Annotated in this window: 17 protein-coding genes; 10 read left to right on the forward strand and 7 right to left on the reverse strand. The window is 65.7% G+C overall.

Annotation, left to right across the window (positions count from 1 at the left end; genetic code table 11):
* The first annotated feature begins 6 nt into the window (after window positions 1–6).
* The 5 genes from ASC92_RS26485 to ASC92_RS26505 all read left to right on the forward strand — a co-directional run bounded on the left by ASC92_RS26485 (window position 7) and on the right by ASC92_RS26505 (window position 6822).
* On the forward strand, window positions 7–975 hold the full coding sequence (locus ASC92_RS26485; RefSeq protein ID WP_056521924.1) for a PDR/VanB family oxidoreductase: 969 nt from the start codon (window positions 7–9) through the stop codon (window positions 973–975).
* A gap of 49 nt (window positions 976–1024) precedes the next feature.
* Window positions 1025–2131, forward strand: coding sequence for a porin (locus ASC92_RS26490; RefSeq protein WP_056521926.1), 1107 nt, complete (start codon window positions 1025–1027; stop codon window positions 2129–2131).
* Between the two features lie 42 nt (window positions 2132–2173).
* Entirely contained in the window at window positions 2174–3496 is a 1323-nt protein-coding gene (locus ASC92_RS26495) for an MFS transporter (RefSeq protein ID WP_056521929.1), read from the forward strand.
* 613 nt (window positions 3497–4109) lie between these two features.
* Entirely contained in the window at window positions 4110–6332 is a 2223-nt protein-coding gene (locus ASC92_RS26500) for a M1 family metallopeptidase (RefSeq protein ID WP_056521932.1), read from the forward strand.
* Window positions 6333–6411: 79 nt separating this feature from the next.
* Window positions 6412–6822 (forward strand): hypothetical protein, encoded by a 411-nt coding sequence (locus ASC92_RS26505; RefSeq protein WP_056521935.1) that lies wholly within the window; start codon window positions 6412–6414, stop codon window positions 6820–6822.
* A 222-nt stretch (window positions 6823–7044) separates the two neighbouring features.
* On the opposite strand, the gene ASC92_RS26510 is transcribed toward ASC92_RS26505, so the two are convergent.
* The 7 genes from ASC92_RS26510 to ASC92_RS26540 all read right to left on the reverse strand — a co-directional run bounded on the left by ASC92_RS26510 (window position 7045) and on the right by ASC92_RS26540 (window position 15150).
* Window positions 7045–7782, reverse strand: coding sequence for an ABC transporter substrate-binding protein (locus ASC92_RS26510; protein ID WP_056521939.1), 738 nt, complete (start codon window positions 7780–7782; stop codon window positions 7045–7047).
* 40 nt (window positions 7783–7822) lie between these two features.
* Complete coding sequence (locus ASC92_RS26515) at window positions 7823–8650, reverse strand: substrate-binding domain-containing protein (protein WP_056521943.1); 828 nt, start codon at window positions 8648–8650, stop codon at window positions 7823–7825.
* Between the two features lie 102 nt (window positions 8651–8752).
* Window positions 8753–8950: a hypothetical protein gene (locus ASC92_RS26520; protein WP_056521946.1), complete on the reverse strand. Its 198-nt coding sequence runs from the start codon at window positions 8948–8950 to the stop codon at window positions 8753–8755.
* 21 nt (window positions 8951–8971) lie between these two features.
* A complete protein-coding gene (locus tag ASC92_RS26525; protein ID WP_056521950.1) occupies window positions 8972–9868 on the reverse strand; it encodes an SPFH domain-containing protein in 897 nt (298 codons plus the stop codon).
* Window positions 9869–10019: 151 nt separating this feature from the next.
* Window positions 10020–10790 carry a TIGR04325 family methyltransferase gene (locus ASC92_RS26530; protein ID WP_056521953.1) on the reverse strand — a complete coding sequence of 257 codons (771 nt, stop codon included), beginning with the start codon at window positions 10788–10790 and terminating at the stop codon, window positions 10020–10022.
* A 90-nt stretch (window positions 10791–10880) separates the two neighbouring features.
* Window positions 10881–11774, reverse strand: coding sequence for a response regulator transcription factor (locus ASC92_RS26535; protein ID WP_056521956.1), 894 nt, complete (start codon window positions 11772–11774; stop codon window positions 10881–10883).
* Window positions 11752–15150 carry an ATP-binding protein gene (locus tag ASC92_RS26540; RefSeq protein WP_235506013.1) on the reverse strand — a complete coding sequence of 1133 codons (3399 nt, stop codon included), beginning with the start codon at window positions 15148–15150 and terminating at the stop codon, window positions 11752–11754. The genes ASC92_RS26535 and ASC92_RS26540 overlap by 23 nt, the downstream gene beginning before the upstream one ends.
* Window positions 15151–15394: 244 nt before the next feature.
* Here ASC92_RS26540 and urtA point away from each other — a divergent pair, with 244 nt between their 5' ends.
* From urtA to urtE, 5 genes are all read left to right on the forward strand, one after another.
* Window positions 15395–16660 (forward strand): urea ABC transporter substrate-binding protein, encoded by a 1266-nt coding sequence (gene urtA / locus ASC92_RS26545; RefSeq protein WP_056521962.1) that lies wholly within the window; start codon window positions 15395–15397, stop codon window positions 16658–16660.
* A gap of 76 nt (window positions 16661–16736) precedes the next feature.
* Complete coding sequence (gene urtB, locus ASC92_RS26550; protein ID WP_056521965.1) at window positions 16737–17651, forward strand: urea ABC transporter permease subunit UrtB; 915 nt, start codon at window positions 16737–16739, stop codon at window positions 17649–17651.
* 29 nt (window positions 17652–17680) lie between these two features.
* Window positions 17681–18871 carry an urea ABC transporter permease subunit UrtC gene (gene urtC, locus ASC92_RS26555; RefSeq protein WP_056521968.1) on the forward strand — a complete coding sequence of 397 codons (1191 nt, stop codon included), beginning with the start codon at window positions 17681–17683 and terminating at the stop codon, window positions 18869–18871.
* An 18-nt stretch (window positions 18872–18889) separates the two neighbouring features.
* Window positions 18890–19633: an urea ABC transporter ATP-binding protein UrtD gene (gene urtD, locus ASC92_RS26560; RefSeq protein ID WP_056521971.1), complete on the forward strand. Its 744-nt coding sequence runs from the start codon at window positions 18890–18892 to the stop codon at window positions 19631–19633.
* 308 nt (window positions 19634–19941) lie between these two features.
* Entirely contained in the window at window positions 19942–20631 is a 690-nt protein-coding gene (gene urtE, locus ASC92_RS26565) for an urea ABC transporter ATP-binding subunit UrtE (RefSeq protein ID WP_056522190.1), read from the forward strand.
* Window positions 20632–20648: the final 17 nt, after the last annotated feature.

Genomic DNA, 20648 nt, shown 5'->3' on the forward strand with positions numbered 1-20648 from the left:
TTACCAATGTCTTCTCCCACGCTGAACGCCCTCGTGCACACCATGCGCTACGAGGCTGACGGCATCGTCAGCGTCGAGTTCCGGCCGGCCACGCCGGCGGTGGACTTTCCCGCCTTCGAGGCCGGCTCCCACATCGACCTGCACCTGCCCAACGGGCTGGTGCGCAGCTACTCGCTGTGCAACCCTTCGAGCGACCGCCAGCGCTACGTGGTCGGCGTGCTCAACGACCGCAAGAGCCGCGGCGGCTCGCGCTACGTGCACCAGCAGCTGCGCGTGGGCATGACGCTGCCCATCTCTGCGCCGCGCAACAACTTCAAGCTGGAAGAGGGCGCAGAGCGTTCGGTGCTGGTGGCCGGCGGCATCGGCGTGACGCCCATCTGGTGCATGCTGCAGCGGCTGGTGGCCATCGGTAAACCTGTCGAGATCCTGTACTGCGCACGCACCCGCAAGGAGGCGGCCTTCTGCGATGCCATCGAGGCGCTGGCGAAGGAAAAGTCGGTACAGCTCACCTGGCATTTCGACGACGAGAAGGGCGTGCCGCCCGACCTCGCATCGCTGCTTGCCGGCAAGGGCGCCACCAGCCACTACTACTGCTGCGGCCCGACGCCGATGCTCGACGCTTTCGAGAAAAGCTGCGAGCAACTCGGCTACGCCAACGCGCACATCGAACGCTTTGCCGCCGTGCACGTGGAGGCGCCCAGCGCCACGCAGAGCTGCGTGGTGATGTGTGCAAAGAGCGGCAAGAGTGTCGAGGTGCCTCCGGGTAAATCGATTCTCGACAGCCTGATCGACGCCGGCCTCAACCCGGACCACAGCTGCAAGGAAGGCGTCTGCGGCGCCTGCGAGACCGCTGTGATCGAGGGCGAAATCGATCACCACGACGGCATCCTCACGAAGATCGAACGTGCGTCCAACAAGACCATGATGATCTGCGTCTCTCGCTGCAAGGGCGAGCGGCTGGTGCTGGACATCTGAACAAGGCCACAACCCAAAGGCGGCCGAGAAAAACCAACCGAGACATTCAATGAAAAAGTACTTGATCGCGATGGCTGCGGCCACCGCGGCTGGCGCAGCGCTGGCCCAATCTTCCGTCACGCTCTTTGGGGTGGTCGATACAGCCGTCACCTACACCACGGGCAGCGGCGACGGTTCGGCCCACAAGACGCAGCTGACCAACAGCGGCAACATGTTCAGCCGCCTGGGCTTTCGCGGCACCGAAGACCTCGGCGGCGGCTACTCTGCCAACTTCTGGATGGAGATGGGCCTGCAGAACGACAGCGGGCAGGGCTTTCCGTCGAACTCGAACAACCAGGCCAGCGGCAACGGCACCGCGGGCATCCTGAGCTTCAACCGCCGCTCGACGGTGAGCCTTGCGGGCCCCTTCGGCGAAGTGCGGCTGGGGCGCGACTACGTACCGGCGTTCTGGAACACGGCGATCTTCGATCCCTTCGGCACGGGCGGCGGCATCGGCGCTAACCAGATCTATTTCTCGGGCCTCGGCGGCCTGGTGGCACCCACCGGCACGCGCGCCTCGAACAGCGTCGGCTACTTCCTGCCGGCCAATCTTGGCGGCTTCTACGGGCAGGTGATGTACGCCATGGGCGAGAACGCTTCCAACACGGTGCTGCCGAACACGCTGGTGTCGAACAAGCACGACGGCGAGCATACCGGCGCGCGCTTAGGCTACCAGAGCGGCGGACTCAACGTGGCCCTGGCCACCGGCCGCACGCGCTACGCGAGCGGCGACCTGCGCGTGACCAACCTCGGCGCGGCCTATACCTTCGATGCCTCGCTCATGAACCTCAAGCTCACGAGCGAGCTGTACAAGGAATCGAAGGGCAGCACCGACGCCAAGGGCGCACTCATCGGCTTCCAGCTGCCCATCGGACCGGGCGAGATCAAGGCCTCGTATGCACGCTACAAGCTCGAGCCCGCCAACGCGGCGCTCAAGCCCACGTCGTCGAAGCTGGCCATCGGCTACGTGCACAACCTGTCGAAGCGCACGGCGCTGTACGCCACCATCGCGCGCATCAGCAACAAGAACGGTGCCTCGCAGGCCCTGGCGGGCGCGATCACCATGCCGAACCGCGCCTCCAGCGGCACCGAGTTCGGCATGCGCCACATGTTCTAGGCGCGCAGGCGCGTCATCCCCCTCACACCGGCAGGACAGATCATGCAGAGCAAGAGCAAGAACTTTCGTTGGTACGGCGTCTTCACGCTGTTCGTGATCGTTGCGATCTCCTACGTGGACCGCATCAACATCGCAGTGCTGATCACCGATGCCGCGTTCCTGAACCACGTGGGCATCGCCGCCACCGACCGCGTGAGCCAGGGCTTCCTGGCGACGGCCTTCATGCTGGGCTATGGCGTGTCGGCCTTCGTGCTCACGCCGTTCTGCTCGGCCTTGTTCGGCGTGCGGCGCAGCCTGGTCTACGGGCTGGTCCTCTGGGGCGTGGTGACGTGGGCCTCGCCGATGTTGCACAGCTACGGCCTGCTGCTGGCTTCGCGCGTGCTGCTGGGCGTTTCGGAGGGGCCGCTGTTCTCGCTGGCCTCGTCGTACATCAAGGCGCATTTCCGCAGCGACGAGAACGGCAAGCCCAATGCCTTCGTCAACATGGGCACGGGGCTGGGGCTGGCCATCGGCTATCCGCTGGTGGGCTGGCTGCTCACTCGGTTCGCGTGGGACACCTCGTTCCATGTGCTCGGCGTGCTGAACATCGTGCTCGGCATTCCGCTGGTGCTGGCCTTCGTGCGCATGCCGCCCGCTCATGCCGATGGTGTCAAGCCTTCGTCGTTCGGCGAGGCGATAGCGCGCGTGGGCGGCATCGTGAAGGGTGCGCTGCACACGCGGCACCTGTTCCTCATCACGCTGCTGACCTCTGCTGCGCTGGCCTACCTCTGGGGCAGCAGCAACTGGCTGCCGACCTACCTGCGCGAGGCGCGCGGCTTCTCGATGCGCGAGATGGGGTGGCTGGCCTCGCTGCCGCAATACGCCACAGTGCTCGCGGTGTTCGTGGGCGGCGTGCTCATCGACAAGATCGAGCGCGACCGCGTGCCCTTCATCTTCATGGGCGCGAGCGCGGGCGTGGCGCTGTCGGTGCTGATGGCCATCAACGCGAGCGACCCGTATGCGGCGGCGTGCTGCCTCGTGGCGGCCAACTTCTTCTGGGGCCTGCAGAGCCCGGCCATTCCGAGCACGGTGCAGTACGGCTCGCGGCCCGAGCACACGGCCAGTGCGTTCGGCGTGACCAATGGTGCCGGCAGCCTGGTGGCGGGCTTCATGCCGGCGCTGATGGGCGGCGTGATCAGCGCGGTGTCGCATGGTTCGGGGGCATCGGGCGCGGCCGCGGCTTCGGCCGCATCTGCATCGGGCTTCTTCGCAGGCTTCGCGCTGCTGATCGGCACACAGGTCGTGGTGTTCGGCTGCGGCTTCATGCTGTGGCTGCGCGACCGTACGCCACCGGTGGTGGGCGTGTCTCAGTCGCAGGTTTCATAACTGCTCCGCGGCAGAAATCCATTGCTGTGGCTGCAAGGTCACAGCGAATGCGCGCGGCATTCACAGCACGCGGCGCACGCAAAGAACCATCTTCGTACCGCATGGCACACGCGATGTGCGGTGACTCCATTCGGCCTATCGCGCGCGAACATTTTGAGAGGGAAAAGTTCCGCGATCCGTTGAGCGGACGTGTGCGATCAGATAAAACTGAGCGCACACCAATGGACGAGGGAATGCGCGTGAAATCAACGACAAGAGCCGCAGAGAGTCTTGCCATCGCCGAGATGGCCCGTGCCGCTTGCACTTCGCGCAAACGCACCGCGTCGATACCCGAGCACTGAACGCAAGCCTTCGCGCTACAAGCCCGCGTTCGCATCCCACCACCCCGCGTCTCGACGGGAATGGAACCTCTTACGCCCCGCATCCTGGGACCACCGCCTTCTGCGCGGTGTGCCCTTGCATGACTGTGCGGTCCTGACGAACGCAAGCGTTCGCCGGGAGGGCATGGTGTTGTTCATCTCATCACCGCGCGCGTCACGCGCATCGCCGGCTATCCGCCGGTGCATGCGGGACGGCGCATGTTTCTTCTTACCAAGAGTACCCAGAGGCGATCATGAAAAAATTCAGTACACCCGTCTTCAATCATCTTGCCATCACGGCGGTGACCCTTGCCGTGCTGACGGCATGCGGCGGCGGTGGGGACAGTGGTGGCGGTTCGCTCGGTGGCGCAGGCGTCGGTCTCGGTGCGCCGTCGGAGCCGGTCGCTTCCGCTCCGGCGTCCGATCCCACGGCGAAGGCCCCCGACGATGGCGTGCCCGCCGTGGCGGCCGTAGACCGCTCGGCCACGCCGATGGAACTGCCCGACACCGTCTGGCCCAGCAACTACAAGCTGTGGTTCCGCCCCGATGCGGCGCTCAAGACCTTCGTGGGCCGCGGTGACGTGGAGATCGAGGTGCTCAAGCCGGTCGATGCCATCGTCGTCGCCGCGCACAACCTGAACTTCGCCAAGGGCCGCACCACGCTGCGCAAGGTGTCGAAACCGGGCGAGGCGATCCCGTTGATTCCCACGCCGCAGACGCTCGGCGATTTCGTGCAGCTGCGCCTGAACGACGGGCAGATCGCCAAGGGCAAGTACCTGCTGCACATGGAGTGGGACGGCAAGATCCAGTTCTCCGATGCCGAGTACTGCCCGCCCGCCGAAGTGGCGCGCAACCCGTTCTGCTCGGCCGCCACCGGCGTCTTCAAGGTGGGCCTTTCCACACCTGAAGGCGTGAGCAGCGACGCCATCGTGACGCAGGGCGAAACCAACTATGCGCGGCAGTGGTTCCCGGGCTGGGACGAACCGGCCTTCCGCCACACCTTCGAGATCTCGGCCGAGGTGCCGGGCGACTGGAAGACGGTGTCGAACGGCGCGCAGACCGAGGCGACGAAGCTGCCCGACGGCTACCAGCGCGTGGCCTTCGAGAAGACGCCCTCGATGCCGATGTACCTGGCCTTCTTCGGCGGCGGCAAGTTCGACATCCTGGCCGACAACTTCAAGAACCCGCTCGATGGCAGCGACATGCCGCTGCGCTGGTTCACGCCGCCGGGCCGCTCCGACTGGGCGAAGTTCGCTATGGAGTGGACCAAGGTGTCGATGGACTATTACTACAAGTACACCGGCATTCCGCTGCCTTTCAAGAAGTTCGACACCGTCGCGGCCAACGACAGCTACGACAACAAGCCCAACACCGGCTTCGGCGGCATGGAGAACTGGGGCTCGATCTTCGAGTTTGCCGATGCGGTGCTCACCAAGCCGGGCGACAAGCCCACGCTGTACTCGGTGACGGTGGTCACGCACGAGGTGGCGCACCAGTGGTTCGGCGACCTGGTCACGCTCGACTGGTGGGACAACGTGTGGCTCAACGAATCGTTTGCGCGCTGGTTCGAACGCCGCACCACGATCAAGTTCCACCCCGAGTACTACAGCTTCTCCGACTACGTGCTGGACAAGCACAACGTGATCGTGGCCGACCTGAAGAGCACCGCGGTGCCCGTGCAGCGCAACCTGAACGATGCGGGTTCGTTCGGCTTCATCAGCCCGTCGATCTTCGTCTACAACAAGGGCAGCCACGTGCTGGAGACCATCCAGAACTACATCGGCGAAGAAGCGATGCAGAAGGGCCTGCAGATCTACCTGAAGGACTACGCGTTCGGCAACGTCACGCCTTCGCGCCTGTGGAGCTCGCTGGAGAAGGCGACCGACAAGAAGGTCAGCGAGATCGGCGACAGCCTGATCCGCCAGACCGGTATTCCGCTGCTCACGGTGGACGCGCAGTGCGCGGGCAACAGCACCTACGTGAACATCACGCAGGAGTCGTTCCCCAACCAGAACGTGTACCCGGCCTCGACGTGGACCATCCCCGTCACGCTGGCGTACGGCGACGCGATGGACCAGCGCAAGACCTTCGTGATGTCGAACAACAGCACGCAGGTGGAACTGCCTGGCTGCACGGCTGTGCTGGCCGGGCCGACCGGGCAGGACTACTACGTGAGCAACTACAGCGCGCAGTCGTGGAGTGCGTTGCTGGCCAAGGCGCAGAGCTTTGCCGGCAACAAGCCGCTGCTGCTGAACATCGAGCGCGACGCGTTCCGGTTGCTGAGCGTGGGGCGTATCACGCAGGCGCAGTACGACCAGATCAAGGGCGTGCTGAACCTGCCGGCGACGCTGCTGGCCAAGACGCAACTCAGCGAGCAGAAGATGGCGGCGGTGGCCACCGGTGCGCAGAAGGAGGAGTACCCGCATGCGCTGCGCTTCCAGGGCGGCCTGAAGCTGCGCGAGAACCTCAAGCGCTGAACGTTGTTTGAAACCCCGGCGCGCACCGACCGGCATGCCTGCAGGGCGGTGCGCGCCTCATCATCACACCGGGATCATCATGAACACAGCATTGAAATGGCTGGCCACGGGCGCTTGCGCCATGTTGCTTGGCGCTTGCGGCGCAAGCAATGGCGGGCCTGAGGCCGAATTGGTCGGCGTCTACGCCGTAAAGCAGAACGGCGCGCTCAAGGAACTGGTCAAGATCGAGCGGCAGGGCGACCACTACGTGATGCGCGACAAGGTGCGCACACCCGAATGGAGCGAACCCAAGATGCAGATGCAGCCCGTGACGCGCGAGCGCTGGAGCCGTATCACGACCGACACGGAGAACACGTCCTTCGTCGGCATCTCGAGCGACCAGCTCGGCATCTTCAAGGTGCCACCTGGGTGGCAGAAGAACGGCTTCAGGACGCAGACGGGGTACTTCCTGTTCTACTCACAAGGGCCTGTGGAGGCACACAAGCTTTGATTTCGCGCTGCTTTGTTCAGTGCGTCGCTCACGCCGACGCGGTGACCTTTTTCGCGAATGTCCCCCGCTTCGCTCCTCCTTTATTTCGCGAAAAAGGCCCCCGCATCGGCGTGATCGTTCAGAGTGCTCCCCGCAGCGAAATAAAGGAGGAGCGAAGCGGGGGACATTCGCGGAGGGGAGTACCCGGTGGCCTGTGCACACGCCCCGAACGAGAGCGCTTAATTACGGCGCAACGATCGCACCCTCGATGCGATGGCGTTTCAACGCATCGGCCACAAACCCCGAGGCCTTCATCTCCTCGACAAAGGACGAGAGCAACGCTTGCGCCTCGGCCCCACGGCCGGCCGGTGTGCCCATGGCTTGCTGGATCACCATGAAGCGTCCCGGCAGCACACGCACGCCCGGCATGCGGGCAGCTTCGCCTTCGAGCAGCTGGCGGATGCCCGCCGCCACCTCGACCTGGCCCGCACGCAACGCGGCGAGCGCAGGGCCTGCACCCTGGAGGCGCACGATCTCGGCGGCCTTGATCTCGCGCGTGAGGAACAGGTCGTAGGCGCTGCCCGCGCCGACCGAGATGCGATGGCCTTCGGCATCGACCTGCGCGTTGTCGGTCAGCACCGACGATTCGGGCACGAGGTAGCTGCCTTCGATCAGCACGTAGGGTGCCGTGAAGCGCAGCCCTTCGCTGCGCGCCGGATCGACCGCGAAGAAGCCGATGTCGGCCTTCTCGTTTTTCACCGCGTCCACCGAGGCCGCGGCCTTCTCGAACACCACCAGCTCGATGCCCACGCCAAGCCGCCGCGCGAACTCGCGTGCAACGTCGATCGACACGCCGACGGGCTCGCCCGTGGCGACGTCCTTGTTGGCGAGGATCGGGTTGCCGAGGTTGATCGAGGCGCGCAGCGTGCCGCTGGGCGCGAAAGCGGAAACGAGGGCGGGGGAGATGGTCGGCTGTGTCATGGCGTTGGAGCGTCGATGAAAGCTGGGAAGGCCGGCCAGTTTACGGCGCGGCCAGTGGCTCCAACCCGGTCTTCGCGATGGTCGGCGCGGCGGCCGGCGAGTTGAGATAGCGGATTAGTTGCCGCGCCGCATCGGGCTGCTTCGACGCAGTGGCGACGCCTGCGGAAAACACCGTCACGCGCTGCACCTCGGCGGGCAGCGGGCCGATGTAGTCGATGCCCTCGATGGGCAGCAGCTCGCTCACCTGCTGCAGGCCGAGCGCCGCATCGCCGCGCGCCACCACGGTGCCGACGCGCTCGCTCAGGATGCGCTTGCTCCTGGGCTTCACCTGGTCTTCGATGCCCAGCTTCTTGAGCAGCTCGGTCTCGTAGTAGGTGCCGCTCGCGCTCGCCGAGTAGGCGATCGACGGTGCCGCGAGCAGCGTGCGCTTGAGCGCGTCGACCGTGCCGATGTCGGGCTTGGGCGCGCCCTTGCGCACCGCGAAGCCGATGGACGAGCGCACCAGGTCGACCTGGCTGCCCGCCACCACCCTGCCTTGCGCCACCAGCGCATCGAGCGCGGGGCGCGCGAGGATCACCACGTCGGCGGGCTCGTTGCGCACGAGGCGGCTGGGGATGGAGTCGGCGGCGTTGCCCATCGAGGCGCCATAGGCGGTCTTCACGCTGCGGCCGCTGCTGCGCTCGAACTCGGGCCGCAGGTCGTTGTAGGCGGCGGTGAAGCCGCCCGAGGTCATGACGTGGATGTCTTCGCCCGCAGGTTTGTTGCCGCCGCCGAGGGTGCCGCAGCCGGCGAGCGCGAGGGCCGCGACCAGTGGCAAGGCGGCGCGGCGGGTAAGGGCGAGGAAGGGGGAAGGAAGGGGCTTCGTCACGATGTCTCCGGAAGGAAGAAAAGGGCGGTGGCCTGGAGGCCGCCTGTCGTTGCCATCGTAGAAGCCGGGGCTGTCATTCCGCCTTCAGCGGATTCGGGGTTATCACCGAGACGGCGCAGGCTTGCCGGTCGCGTTGGCGTCCGTGGCCGGCAGGCGCCCGCGCCTGGCCAGGCCTTCGCGCAGCAAAAACTCGACCTGCGCGTTCGCGCTTCGCAGCTCCTGCGCCGCCAGGCGTTCGATCTCGGCCCACAAGGCCGGGTCGATGCGCAGGGGGTAGGATTTTTTTCCGGGACTGGCCATCGAGAGGGTCGGGAGCGGGCTTCAGGTGTACAGCGTACCGGTGTTCACCACGGGCTGCGTCTCGCGGTCCGAGCACAGCACCACCAGCAGGTTGGACACCATCGAGGCCTTGCGTTCGTCGTCCAGCACCACGAGATTGCGCTCCGACAGGCCCTTGAGCGCCGCTTCGACCATGCCGACCGCACCCGCCACGATCTGGTGCCGCGCACTGACGATGGCTACTGCCTGCTGGCGGCGCAGCATCACCTGCGCGATCTCCGGTGCGTACGCGAGGTGGGTGAGCTTGGCGTCGAGCACCTCGACGCCCGCGCTGGCGAAGCGCTGGTTCAGCTCCTCCTTGAGCGCGTCGGCCACCGTGTCGAGCCCGGCGCGCAGCGTGGTCTCTTCGCTGTGCAGGTCGTCGCCGCTGTCGTAGGCGTAGAGGGTGGCGAGGTGGCGGATCGCGGCTTCGGCCTGGATGGCGACGAACCTGTTGTAGTCATCGATCTCGAACACGGCCTGCGCCGTGTCGTAGACCCTCCACACCACCGCCGCGCCGATCTCCACCGGGTTGCCGCGCTTGTCGTTCACCTTCAGCGGCGGCGTGTTGAGGTTGCGTGCGCGCAGCGAGATCTTCTGGCCGCTCTGCAGCGGGTTGGTCCAGCGCAGGCCTTCGGTGCGGTCGGTGCCCTGGTACTCGCCGAACAGCGTGAGGATGATGCCCTCGTTGGGCTGCAGCATGTAGAGGCCGGGGATCAGCACGAGGCCCACCACGATCAGCAGGATGCTCATCGGCAGAGGCATCAGGCGTTGCACTATCGCCAGCACGCCGACGGCGATCAGCAGCAGCACCACCGCGCACACGCCGTATCCGTTGATCGACCGGTAGGGGCGCTCCTTGCGCACGGGCCGTGGAGTGTTGCGGGTCTTCTCTTGCATGGATGCCTCCGTTAAAAGTGATATCACTTTAATATCTTTTTGGAGGCGGTCAAGATTTTTTTCGCGGCACTGCGCCGCCGCGATGCCCGAAGCGGCGCCAAGTCACCAGCAGGGATTTGCCGGCCGGAGTTCCCCGGCCGGTTGGTGCGCGTCAGTCGACGAGGTCGAAGCAGCAGCCCGCGTAGTACGGCTTGTCGCCGCCGGCGACGAAGGGCACCTCGATCGGCTTGCCTTCGTTGCGCCACACGTCGCGCTTCCTGTAGCCCGAACGTGCGAGATCGGCCAGGAGTTCGTCGTGGTGCTGGATGCGATAGGCGCACACGGCCACGCCGATGCTGTTGAGCGTGTAGATCGTGCGCTCGGGGTGCACGGCCGTGGTGTTCATGATGATGCGCGTGGGCTTCACGGCCAGCGCGGAAAGAATCGCGTCCATGCGCGTCGGCAGGTACTGCAGGCTGCCCGAGACATACAGCACGTCGCAGCCGCTCGCGTCGCGGTAGTCGGTGGTGAAGCCGAGCTGCGCGCTGGCCTCCCGCTTCACCGCCATCGCGCGGCCGCTCTCGACCACGCCGGGCACGTCGCACACGGTCCACTGCAGGGTGGCGGGGTAGGTCAGCACGCGCCGGAATGCGTAGTACTTGATGCCAACGTGTCCGCCGAGGTCGAACACGCGCGTCAGCCCCGCATCGATGGAGCGGCCCAGCCAGAAGAGGCCGGGATAGTCGTAGAAATAGATCTGCGGGCTGTAGAGATCGCTCGCATCGGCATTGGCGTAGCCCACGGCTTTGGAGGGCGGCGCGCCGGCCTCGGCTGCCGCGAAGCTCTCGAACGAGCCCATGAAGAGGTTCTCGTCCGTGTTGTTCAGGAACTTGCGCCTGTACGCACTTTCGCGGGGAGGAAACTGCAGGAGGCTTGAGAGCATTGTTGACTCCGGTGGCGTTCTCATTTTGAATGCAACCAAAGTATTCGCGACCTATAGCCCCGTGCCATTGGGGCGGTTACCCCATGGGGGTTACATACCGCTCGCCAGCGCCGCTGCAGCCGCCCGCGTCTCCACCCCCAGCTTCTCGAAGATGTGCTCCAGGTGCTTGTTCACCGTGCGCGGGCTGGTGCCGAGGATGTCGCCGATGTCGCGGTTGGTCTTGCCCTTGGCGAGCCAGGAGAGCACCTCGGTCTCGCGCGGCGTGAGGGCGGCATCGGCCAGCCGGGCCGCCGGGCCTTCACGCTGGATGGCGAACAGCAGCATCGTCTCGCCGAGCGCCGCGGCGCCCAGGTTGCGCACCGACAGCCGCATGCCCGTGGCGGTGCCGATGGCAATGGCCGCGCCCTGTGCCAGCGCCGGTTCCAGCGACGCGGGCAGCAGGCCCGGCGCCACCGGGTCTTCGAGCGCGTGCAGCCACAGCGCGGCCTGTGGCGAGCGCCACGCGATGCGTCCGCGCGTGTCGACGAACACCACGCCCATGCCGGCCACATCGACCGCGTCGCGCGCCATGCGCGTGATGCGGGCGTTGCGCGCGTGCGTGTGCAGCCGCGCCAGCACCTCCTGTGCGCGGATCGGCTTCACCACGTAGTCGACGCCGCCGCACTCGAAGCCCTCGACCACGTGCGAGGTTTCCGACAGGCCCGTCATGAACAGCACCGGGATGTGCGCGAGCGCGGGGTTGGACTTGATGCGCCGGCAGGTCTCGAAGCCCGAGAGACCGGGCATCAGGCCGTCGAGCAGGATCGCGTCGGGCACCACGAGTTCGAGCCGCTGCAGCGCGGCCTCGCCGTCGACCGCCACCAGCACGGTGTAGCCGCTGGCCTCCAGCGTGTCGCACAGCATGCCGAGGCTGCTGGGCGCGTCGTCCACCACCAGCACCACGGGCCGTTCGGATGACGATTCAAGGGGCGAGGGTGTCTGCATCTTCGGCCAGTGCGTTGCGGAGGTTGTCGAGTTCGAAGCGCACGACCATGCCGCGCAGCCAGGTGCAGGTCGTTGCGGCGGCGGGCGAGGCGGCTGCCAGCCGGTCGAGCGCCGTGTGCAGGCCGCGCACGTGGCCCATCTGCACGAGGCGCATGAGTTCGGCGCGGTCGTCTTCCGAAAGAGCGAGTTGCCGGGGGCGCTGCGGCGCTTCTTCTGCTTCACCCGCGAGAGGCGCGAGCGCATCGGCGGTCGACAGCCATTCGAGCCCGAGGTGGCGCTCCAGCGTGGCGATCAGCTCCGACTCGATCACCGGCTTGCCCACAAAGGCCTGGCAGCCCGCCGCTTGCAGGCGCTCGTTCTTGTTCTCGAACATGTTGGCCGAGACGATGATGATCGGGATGTCCCCGAAGCCCGAGGCGCGCACCGAGGTGGCGGTCTGCCAGCCGTCCATGTCGTCCATCGTCAGATCGAGCAGGATGGCCGAGGGCAATTCTTCGCGCAGGCTGTCGAGACATTCGGTGCCGCTCGCGGCCTCGCGTATCTCGAAGCCCAGCGGTGCGAGCATGCCGGCCAGCATCTGGCGCTGCACGGGCTGGTCGTCGACCACCAGCAGCGTGCGGCGCGCGCCGATGTAGCCCGACACGGGCTGCCGCAGTGCGCCGGCCTTGGCCTGGGGGCCGGGGTCGGCCACCTCGCGCAGGTACACGCGCACGCTGAAGGTGCTGCCCTGCGACGAGGTCTGCGCCAGCTTGAGCTCGCCGCCCATCAGCGAGGTGAGCAGCCCGGTGATGGTGAGGCCCAGTCCCGTGCCCGGCTCGCCACGGCGGCGGCCCGCTGCGCCGCGCTCGAAGGGCAGGAAGATGCGCTGGTGGTCCTGCGGCGCGACGCCGATGCCGGTGTCGACCACGTCGAAGCGCAGCACCTCGCGCCGCGCATCCACATGCAGCGTGACCGTACCGCTGTCGGTGAATCGCACGGCATTGGTCAGCAGGTTGATGAGGATCTGCCGCAGCCATTTCGCATCGGCGTGTACCCACGGCGGCAACTGCCCCGCATGCGTGCAGACGAAGGCCAGGCCCTTGTTCTCGGCCTGCGGGCGCACCATATGCACGAGCTGGTCGAGAAAGGCGGGCAGCGCGAGCGGCGCGGGTTCGAGCTGCAGCCGGCCGGCCTCGATGCGCGCCAGGTCGAGCAGCCCGTCGATCAGGCCCAGCATGTGCTCGCCGCTGCGATGAATGGTCTGCACCGCCTCGCGCGGGGGCGCGACCGCGTCGCCCTTGAGCAGGATCTGCGAGTAGCCCAGGATGCTATTGAGCGGCGTGCGCAACTCGTGCGTCATGCCGGCCACATAGCGCGTCTTGGCCTGGTTCGCTGCCTCGGCGGCTTCCTTGGCGGTCTGCAGCGCGGCGTCGGTGCGGCGGTGCGCCTCGATCTCGAGCGCGAGCAGGTTGTTGTGGCGCATCGATTCTTCCTGCGCCATCTGCCGGCTCTCGCTGCCCAGCACCACCCACCATGCGGCGACCGCGGCCACCACCGAGAGCAGCGCGAACACTTTCAGGAAGGCCGTGGCCATGACCGAATCGCTCGTGCCCGCCAGCGCCTCCTGCGCATAGACCACGCCGACCACGGTGGCCAGCAATGCAATGAGCGAGGTGGCAATCAGCAGGTAATGCGCCACGCGGAAGTTGAGCCGCGCCGACAGCGCCGGCGGCAGCAGCGCCTGCAGCCAGCCGCTCATCTGCTCGGCCGCGCGCGAGTCGGTCTTGCAGCGGTCGTGGCAGCGCGATTCGAGCGTGCAGCACAGCGAGCAGATCGGTGCGCTGTAGGCCGGGCAGTGCGCCATGTCTTCCGACTCGAAGCTGTTGTCGCACACCGAGCACTTCACGTTCTGACCGGGCGTCCAGCGGTCGATGTCATGGCGTGCGAGGTAGTAGCGTCCGCGCGTGCGCCAGGCCAGCAGCGGCGACACGGCCATGGCCGTCGCCAGCGCGATGAAGGGCGAGAAGGCTTTTGCCCAGTGGCCGAGCACGCCCGAGTAGGCCAGCATCGCCAGCGCGGCGGCCACCAGCATCGCCATCAGCCCGACCGGGTTGATGTCGTACAGGTGCGCGCGCTTGAACTCGATGGTCTTCGGGCTCCACCCCAGCGGCTTGTTGATGACCAGGTCGGCCACCAGCGCGCCGACCCAGGCGATGGCGATGTTGCTGTAGAAACCCAGCACGTGCTCCAGCGCCGCGAACACGCCCAATGCCATCAGCAGGATGGCGATGACCACGTTGAACACCAGCCATACCACGCGCCCCGGGTGGCTGTGCGTGAGCCGCGCGAAGAAGTTCGACCACGCGAGCGAGCCCGCGTAGGCGTTGGTCAGGTTGATCTTCATCTGCGAGACCACCACGAACAGCACCGTGATGCCCAGCACCCAGGCCGGGTCGCGCAGCACGTACGAGAAGCCCGTGAGGTACATCTGCGTGGGCTCGATCGCATGATTGGCCGGTATCTCGTGCTGCAGCGCCAGGAAGGCGAGAAACGCGCCGCCCATCATCTTCAGCATGCCCGGCACGATCCAGCCCGGCCCGGAGACGAGCACCGCTGTCCACCAGCGCACGCGGTTGGCGGCGGTCTTCTCGGGCAGGAAGCGCAGGTAGTCGACCTGTTCGCCGATCTGCACCACCAGCGAGAAGGCCACCGTGGCGGCCGCGCCGAACATCAGCGGATCGAAGCCGCTGCTGTCCGAGGTGCGGCCCACGAGGCCGGTAAAGTCGGCGTACAGCTCGGGCTTCTTCGCCAGCACCGCGACGAAGGGGCAGACGAACAGCACGATCCAGATCGGCTGCGTCCACAGCTGCAGCCCCGATATGAGCGTGATGCCGCGCGCCACCAGCGGAATGATGACGATCGACGACACCATGTAAAGCAGCCACAGCGGCCAGTCCAGGTACATCTGCAGCGCCAGCGCGAGGATGGCCGCCTCCAGCGCGAAGAAGATGAAGGTGAAGCTCGCGTAGATCAGCGAGGTGAGGGTGGAGCCCAGGTAGCCGAAGCCCGCGCCGCGCGTGAGCAGGTCCATGTCCACGCCGTGGCGCGCCGCGTAGTAGGAGATCGGCAGCCCGGTGAGGAAGGTGATGAGCCCCACCACCAGGATGGCCCACAGCGCGTTCGAGAAGCCGTAGCTCAGTGCGATGGCCCCGCCGATGGCCTCCAGCGCCAGAAAGGAGGTGGCGCCGAAGGCCGCGTTCGCCACGCGGAACTCCGACCATTTGCGGAAGCTGCGTGGCGTGTAGCGCAGCGCGTAGTCCTCCAGCGTCTCGTTCGCGACCCAGGCGTTGTAGTCGCGGCGGATGCGAAAGATCTTCTGTCCGGAGACGGATTGCATGGCGGGTTCTCGCGGCGGCGGTGGCATGAGGGCGGACACAGCAAGAAGTGCTCCCCGGTTGCATTGCCGCCAATGTCGTGCCTTCGAGTCTGCAGGCAGGGCGCCTGCGCACCGCTACGTTGAATGACGTATTCGCGAGTACGCAGGTGATTTCTAAAGTACCAGCCATGGTGCTCGGGGCACCGTCCGATGCACTTCGATGGTGCGCGGCCCTACTTTCCAACAACCTGCCTGGAGTTTCCTGATGTCGCGTGATTCCGATCTTTCTCTCGATGCCCTGGCATTGCGCCGCCGCCGTCTGCTGCAGGGCGCCGCCGCGTTGCCCGTGTTGGGCCTGAGCGGCCTCAGCTTCGGCCAGGGACAGTTCCCCACGGCCAAGGTGAACACCACCAAGCTCGCCGTGACCGACACCGAGGTGACGGTGGGCCAGCTACACTCGTCCTCCGGCACCATGGCCATTTCGGAGACCGGCTCCATCCAGGCCGAGCAGCTCGCCATCGACCAGATCAACGCGATGGGCGGCATCCTCGGCCGCAAGATCAAGGTCATCAAGGAAGACGGCGCCTCCGACTGGCCCACGTTTGCCGAGAAGTCGAAGAAGCTGCTCGTCAACGACCACTGCGCCGCCGTGTTCGGCTGCTGGACCAGCGCCTCGCGCAAGGCCGTGCTGCCGGTGTTCGAGAAAGAGAACGGCCTGCTGTACTACCCGACCTTCTACGAAGGCCTGGAGCAGAGCAAGAACGTGATCTACACCGGCCAGGAAGCCACGCAGCAGATCATCTGGGGCCTGGACTGGGGCGCGAAGGAGAAGAAGGCCAAGACCTTCTTCCTGGTGGGCTCCGACTACATCTGGCCGCGCACCTCGATGAAGATCGCGCGCAAGCACATCGAGAATTTCCAGAAGGGTTCGGTCAAAGGCGAGGAGTACTACCCGCTGGGCCACACCAACTTCAACTCGCTGATCAACAAGATCAAGGTGGCCAAGCCGGACTGCATCTTCGCGGCGGTGGTGGGCGGCTCGAACGTGGCTTTCTACAAGCAGTTGAAGGCCGCGGGCATCACCGGCGACAAGCAGTTCCTGCTGACGCTGGCCGTGACGGAAGACGAAATGACTGGCGTGGGCGGCGAGAACTTCGCGGGCTTCTACTCGTCGATGAAGTACTTCCAGTCGCTGGACAACGCGAACAACAAGAAGTTCGTGGAAGCCTTCAAGGCGAAGTACGGCAAGGACGCGGTGATCGGCGACGTGACGCAGGCGGGGTATCTGGGGCCGTGGCTGTGGAAGGCGGCGGTGGAGAAGGCGGGCAGCTTCGATGTGGACAAGGTCGTGGCCGGCTCGCCGGGCATCGAGCTGAAGACGGCGCCGGAAGGCTACGTGAAGCTGGATGCGAACCACCACCTGTGGAGCAAGGCGCGCATCGGGCAGGGGCAGCTGGATGGGACGTTCAAGGTGGTGGCGGAGTCGGCTGAGTTGATCAGGCCGGATCCGTTTCCGAAGGGCTATCAGTAAGTCGACCCTCACCCCAACCCTCTCCCGCACGCGGGAGAGGGAGAGGGAGTAACTCCAACACTCCGGAACCTCCGCCATGACTCTGTCGGACATGATGAACATCGGCCTCATGCAGGGCTTCGCGGGGCTGAGCCTCTTCGCGGTGCTGCTGCTGATGGGGCTGGGCCTGGCGATCATCTTCGGCCAGATGGGCGTGATCAACATGGCGCATGGCGAGTTCATGACCATCGGCGCCTACTCGATCTACCTGGCCGCGCGCGTCACCGAGAGCCTGGCGCCCGCGTTCATGCCGTACTACTTCCCGATCGCCATCGGGCTGGCCTTCGTCTTCGCCTTCATCGTCGGCTGGCTCGTGGAGTGGGTGCTGATTCGACACCTCTACAAGCGACCGCTCGACACGCTGCTCGCCACCTGGGGCGTGAGTCTGGGCCTGCAGCAGATCTTCCGCACCTTCATCGGCCCGAAGGAAGTGAGCCCGACGCTGCCCGAATGGCTCATGGGCTCGTGGACGCCGCACGAGGGCCTGGACATTCCGATCAACGGCCTGTTCGTGCTGGCCCTCACCGCGCTGGTCACCGGCGGCGTGCTGATCGCGCTGCACAAGAGCCGCTGGGGCCTCAGGGTGCGCGCCACCGTCGCCAACCGCACGATGGCCAACGCCACCGGCATCGACACGAAGAAGACCGACCGACTCACCTTCGCCATCGGCTGCGGCATTGCCGGCATGGCGGGCGCGGCCTTCACCACCATCGGCTCCACCGGGCCGACCTCGGGCTCGCTCTACATCGTCGACGCCTTCCTGGTCGTCACCTTCGGTGGTGCGGCCAGCCTGCTGGGCACGGTTGTATCGGCCTTCGGCATCGCGCAGACGCAGTCGATTTCCGAGTTCTTCATGACCGGCTCGATGGCCAAGGTGCTGACGCTGTCGCTGATCGTGCTGATCCTGATGATGCGACCGCAGGGCCTATTCGCAGTCAAGGTCCGCCGCTGAACCCGATTCCTGTTTTGGAGAACGTTCCGATGAATTTCATCAAGGCCTCGATCCAGCGCTACCAGCTCGGCAGCCTGTTGCTGCTGGTGCTGCTGCTCGCGGTGGTGCTGCCGCTGTCGCTCGACATCTTCCGCCTCAACCTCGTGGGCAAGTACCTCACCTACGCCTTCGTGGCCGTGGGCCTCGTCATGGTGTGGGGCTACGGCGGTGTGCTGAGCCTGGGGCAGGGCGTTTTCTTCGGCATCGGCGGCTATGCGATGGCGATGTTCCTCAAGCTCGAAGCCTCCGACCCCGTTTCCACCAAGATCCAGACCACGCCCGGCATTCCGGACTTCATGGACTGGAACCAGATCACCGAACTTCCCGCGCTGTGGCTGCCGTTCAAGAGCCTGCCGCTGAGCCTCGCGCTGGTGGTTCTTGCACCGATGGCGCTGGCCTGGCTCGTGAGCTTCGCGATGTTCAAGCGGCGCGTGGGCGGGGTGTACTTCGCGATCATCACGCAGGCGGTGGCGCTGATCTGCACCGTGCTCATCATCGGCCAGCAGGGCTACACGGGCGGCGTGAACGGCATGACCGACCTGAAGACGATGCTGGGCTGGGACACGCGCACAGACGGCGCCAAGTACGTGCTGTATTACGTCTGCGTCGGCCTGCTGGTGGCGAGCATCGTGCTGTGCCGCTGGGTGCAGACCAGCAAGCTCGGCACGCTGCTGCTGGCCATGCGCGACAAGGAAGACCGTGTGCGCTTCTCGGGCTACGACGTGTCGAACTTCAAGGTCTTCATCTTCTGCCTGGCGGCCGGGCTTTCGGGCATCGGTGGTGCGATGTTCGCGCTGCAGGTGGGTTTCATGTCGCCGAGTTTCGTGGGCATCGTGCCTTCGATCGAGATGGTGATCTTCTGTGCGGTGGGCGGGCGCATGAGCCTGGTGGGCGCGGTGTATGGCGCGCTGCTGGTGAATGCGGGCAAGACGCTGTTCTCGGAGAGCTTTCCGGACCTGTGGCTGTTCCTGATGGCGGGCCTCTTCATCGGCGTGACCATGGCGTTCCCGATGGGGCTCGCGGGGTTGTGGGAAGAAAAGATCCGGCCGTGGTGGAAATCGCGCCGCCAAGCCTTGCGCGATGCGGCAGTCAGGCGACCAGCGGCCGCAGCACCCGTGGCACCCGCAGCAACACCGTCCGAACCCACGCTGCCCGACGGCGTCGGCAGCCAGCGCGCCTGAACCCGGAGCCACACCCTCATGAGCAACACCGACTTCGCGCTCGCCGTGGAAGACCTCACCGTGTCCTTCGACGGCTTCAAGGCCATCGACGACCTCACGCTGTACATCGACCGCAACGAACTGCGCGTGATCATCGGCCCCAATGGAGCCGGCAAGACCACGCTGCTCGACCTGATCTGCGGCAAGACGCGTGCAAACGCCGGCAGTATCAAGTTCAACAACACCGAGCTCACGAAGCTGGCCGAACACAAGCGCGTGCGGCTGGGCATAGGCCGCAAGTTCCAGACGCCGTCGATCTACGAGAACCTCTCGGTGTTCCAGAACCTGGAGGTCTCATTCCCGAAGGGCCGCTCGGTGTTCGGTGCGCTGGCCTTCAGGTGCGACGACGAGGTCAAGGACAAGGTACAGGTCGTTGCCGAAGACATCGGCCTTGCCGACAGGCTGGACACCGAGGCCGGCCTGCTGAGCCACGGCCAGAAGCAGTGGCTCGAGATCGGCATGCTGCTGATGCAAGAGCCGGAGCTGTTGATGCTCGACGAGCCCATCGCCGGCATGAGCGCGCGCGAACGCGAACTCACGGCCGACCTGCTCAAGCGCATCTGCCAGAACCGCGCGGTGATCGTCATCGAGCACGACATGGCCTTCGTGAAGCAGATCGCGCACAAGGTCACCGTCATGCACCAGGGAAAGATCCTTGCCGAAGGGCCTATGGAGAAGGTGCAGGCGGATCCCAAGGTCATCGATGTCTATCTGGGGCACTAGATGAGGCGCCGTCGTTCAGGGCTCGCTCACGCCGACGGGGTACCTTGCTCCGCGAATGTCCCCCGGCCTTCGGCCTCCTCCTTTATTTCGCTGCGCAAGGCACCCCATCGACGTGAGCGTTGTTCGCTCCGGAGGTTGATCGGCCGCGAACCAGCAGCGTGTCCTCTTGCACAGGGCGTCGGGTGCTCCCCGCAGCGAAATAAAGGAGGAGGGCGAAGCCCGGGGGACATTCGCGGAGGGGAGTACCCGATGGCCTGTGCAAGCACCCCGAACACAACCCAAACGAGTCCAAGAATATGAGCAACCTCATGCTGAAGGTAGAAGACCTGCACGTAGCCTACGGCCAGAGCGAGGCCCTGCACGGTATCTCGTTCGAGGGAAGGGCCAACGAAACGATAGCCATCATGGGCCGCAACGGCATGGGCAAGACCACGCTGTTCAAGGGCCTGATGGGAATCTTGCCCTTGAAGAGCGGGCGCATCGAGGTAGCAGGCCAGGACGTGTCGCGCGACGAGAGCTTTCGCCGCGTCGCCAAGGGCATCGCCTACGTACCGCAAGGCCGGATGATCTTTCCGACGCTCACGGTGGAGGAGAACATCCAGACCGGCCTGGAGAACTCGAAGACCCGCCGCATCCCCGAGGAAATCTACGCGCTGTTCCCCGTTCTGTGGGACATGAAGACCCGCAAGGGCGGCAACCTTTCCGGCGGCCAGCAGCAGCAGCTGGCGATTGCGCGCGCCCTCGTCACCGACCCTAAGGTGCTGCTGCTCGACGAGCCCACCGAAGGTATCCAGCCTTCGATCATCAAGGACATCGCCAAGGCGCTCAACGAGATCCGCAAGCTGCGCGGCATCACCATCGTCGTGTCCGAGCAGGTGCTCAGTTTCGCGATGGACGTGGCCGACAGGCTCTTCGTCATCGAAGGCGGCCGGCTCGTGCACGAGACCGCGCGCGAGAAGACCGATGTCGACCACATCAAGGCCTATCTCTCCGTTTGACCTGACCGCAACCAACC

The organism is Variovorax sp. Root411 (genome assembly GCF_001425205.1).
In the GTDB taxonomy this organism is placed as follows: domain Bacteria; phylum Pseudomonadota; class Gammaproteobacteria; order Burkholderiales; family Burkholderiaceae_C; genus Variovorax.

Excerpts from the sequence above, each read along its gene's own strand:
- ASC92_RS26485 (WP_056521924.1), top strand. The coding sequence starts at position 7 with ATGTCTTCTCCCACGCTGAACGCCCTCGTGCACACCATGCGCTACGAG.
- ASC92_RS26490 (WP_056521926.1), top strand. The coding sequence starts at position 1,025 with ATGAAAAAGTACTTGATCGCGATGGCTGCGGCCACCGCGGCTGGCGCA.
- ASC92_RS26495 (WP_056521929.1), top strand. The coding sequence starts at position 2,174 with ATGCAGAGCAAGAGCAAGAACTTTCGTTGGTACGGCGTCTTCACGCTG.
- ASC92_RS26500 (WP_056521932.1), top strand. The coding sequence starts at position 4,110 with ATGAAAAAATTCAGTACACCCGTCTTCAATCATCTTGCCATCACGGCG.
- ASC92_RS26505 (WP_056521935.1), top strand. The coding sequence starts at position 6,412 with ATGAACACAGCATTGAAATGGCTGGCCACGGGCGCTTGCGCCATGTTG.
- ASC92_RS26510 (WP_056521939.1), bottom strand. The coding sequence starts at position 7,782 with ATGACACAGCCGACCATCTCCCCCGCCCTCGTTTCCGCTTTCGCGCCC.
- ASC92_RS26520 (WP_056521946.1), bottom strand. The coding sequence starts at position 8,950 with ATGGCCAGTCCCGGAAAAAAATCCTACCCCCTGCGCATCGACCCGGCC.
- ASC92_RS26525 (WP_056521950.1), bottom strand. The coding sequence starts at position 9,868 with ATGCAAGAGAAGACCCGCAACACTCCACGGCCCGTGCGCAAGGAGCGC.
- ASC92_RS26530 (WP_056521953.1), bottom strand. The coding sequence starts at position 10,790 with ATGCTCTCAAGCCTCCTGCAGTTTCCTCCCCGCGAAAGTGCGTACAGG.
- ASC92_RS26535 (WP_056521956.1), bottom strand. The coding sequence starts at position 11,774 with ATGCAGACACCCTCGCCCCTTGAATCGTCATCCGAACGGCCCGTGGTG.
- ASC92_RS26540 (WP_235506013.1), bottom strand. The coding sequence starts at position 15,150 with ATGCAATCCGTCTCCGGACAGAAGATCTTTCGCATCCGCCGCGACTAC.
- urtA (WP_056521962.1), top strand. The coding sequence starts at position 15,395 with ATGTCGCGTGATTCCGATCTTTCTCTCGATGCCCTGGCATTGCGCCGC.
- urtB (WP_056521965.1), top strand. The coding sequence starts at position 16,737 with ATGACTCTGTCGGACATGATGAACATCGGCCTCATGCAGGGCTTCGCG.
- urtC (WP_056521968.1), top strand. The coding sequence starts at position 17,681 with ATGAATTTCATCAAGGCCTCGATCCAGCGCTACCAGCTCGGCAGCCTG.
- urtD (WP_056521971.1), top strand. The coding sequence starts at position 18,890 with ATGAGCAACACCGACTTCGCGCTCGCCGTGGAAGACCTCACCGTGTCC.
- urtE (WP_056522190.1), top strand. The coding sequence starts at position 19,942 with ATGCTGAAGGTAGAAGACCTGCACGTAGCCTACGGCCAGAGCGAGGCC.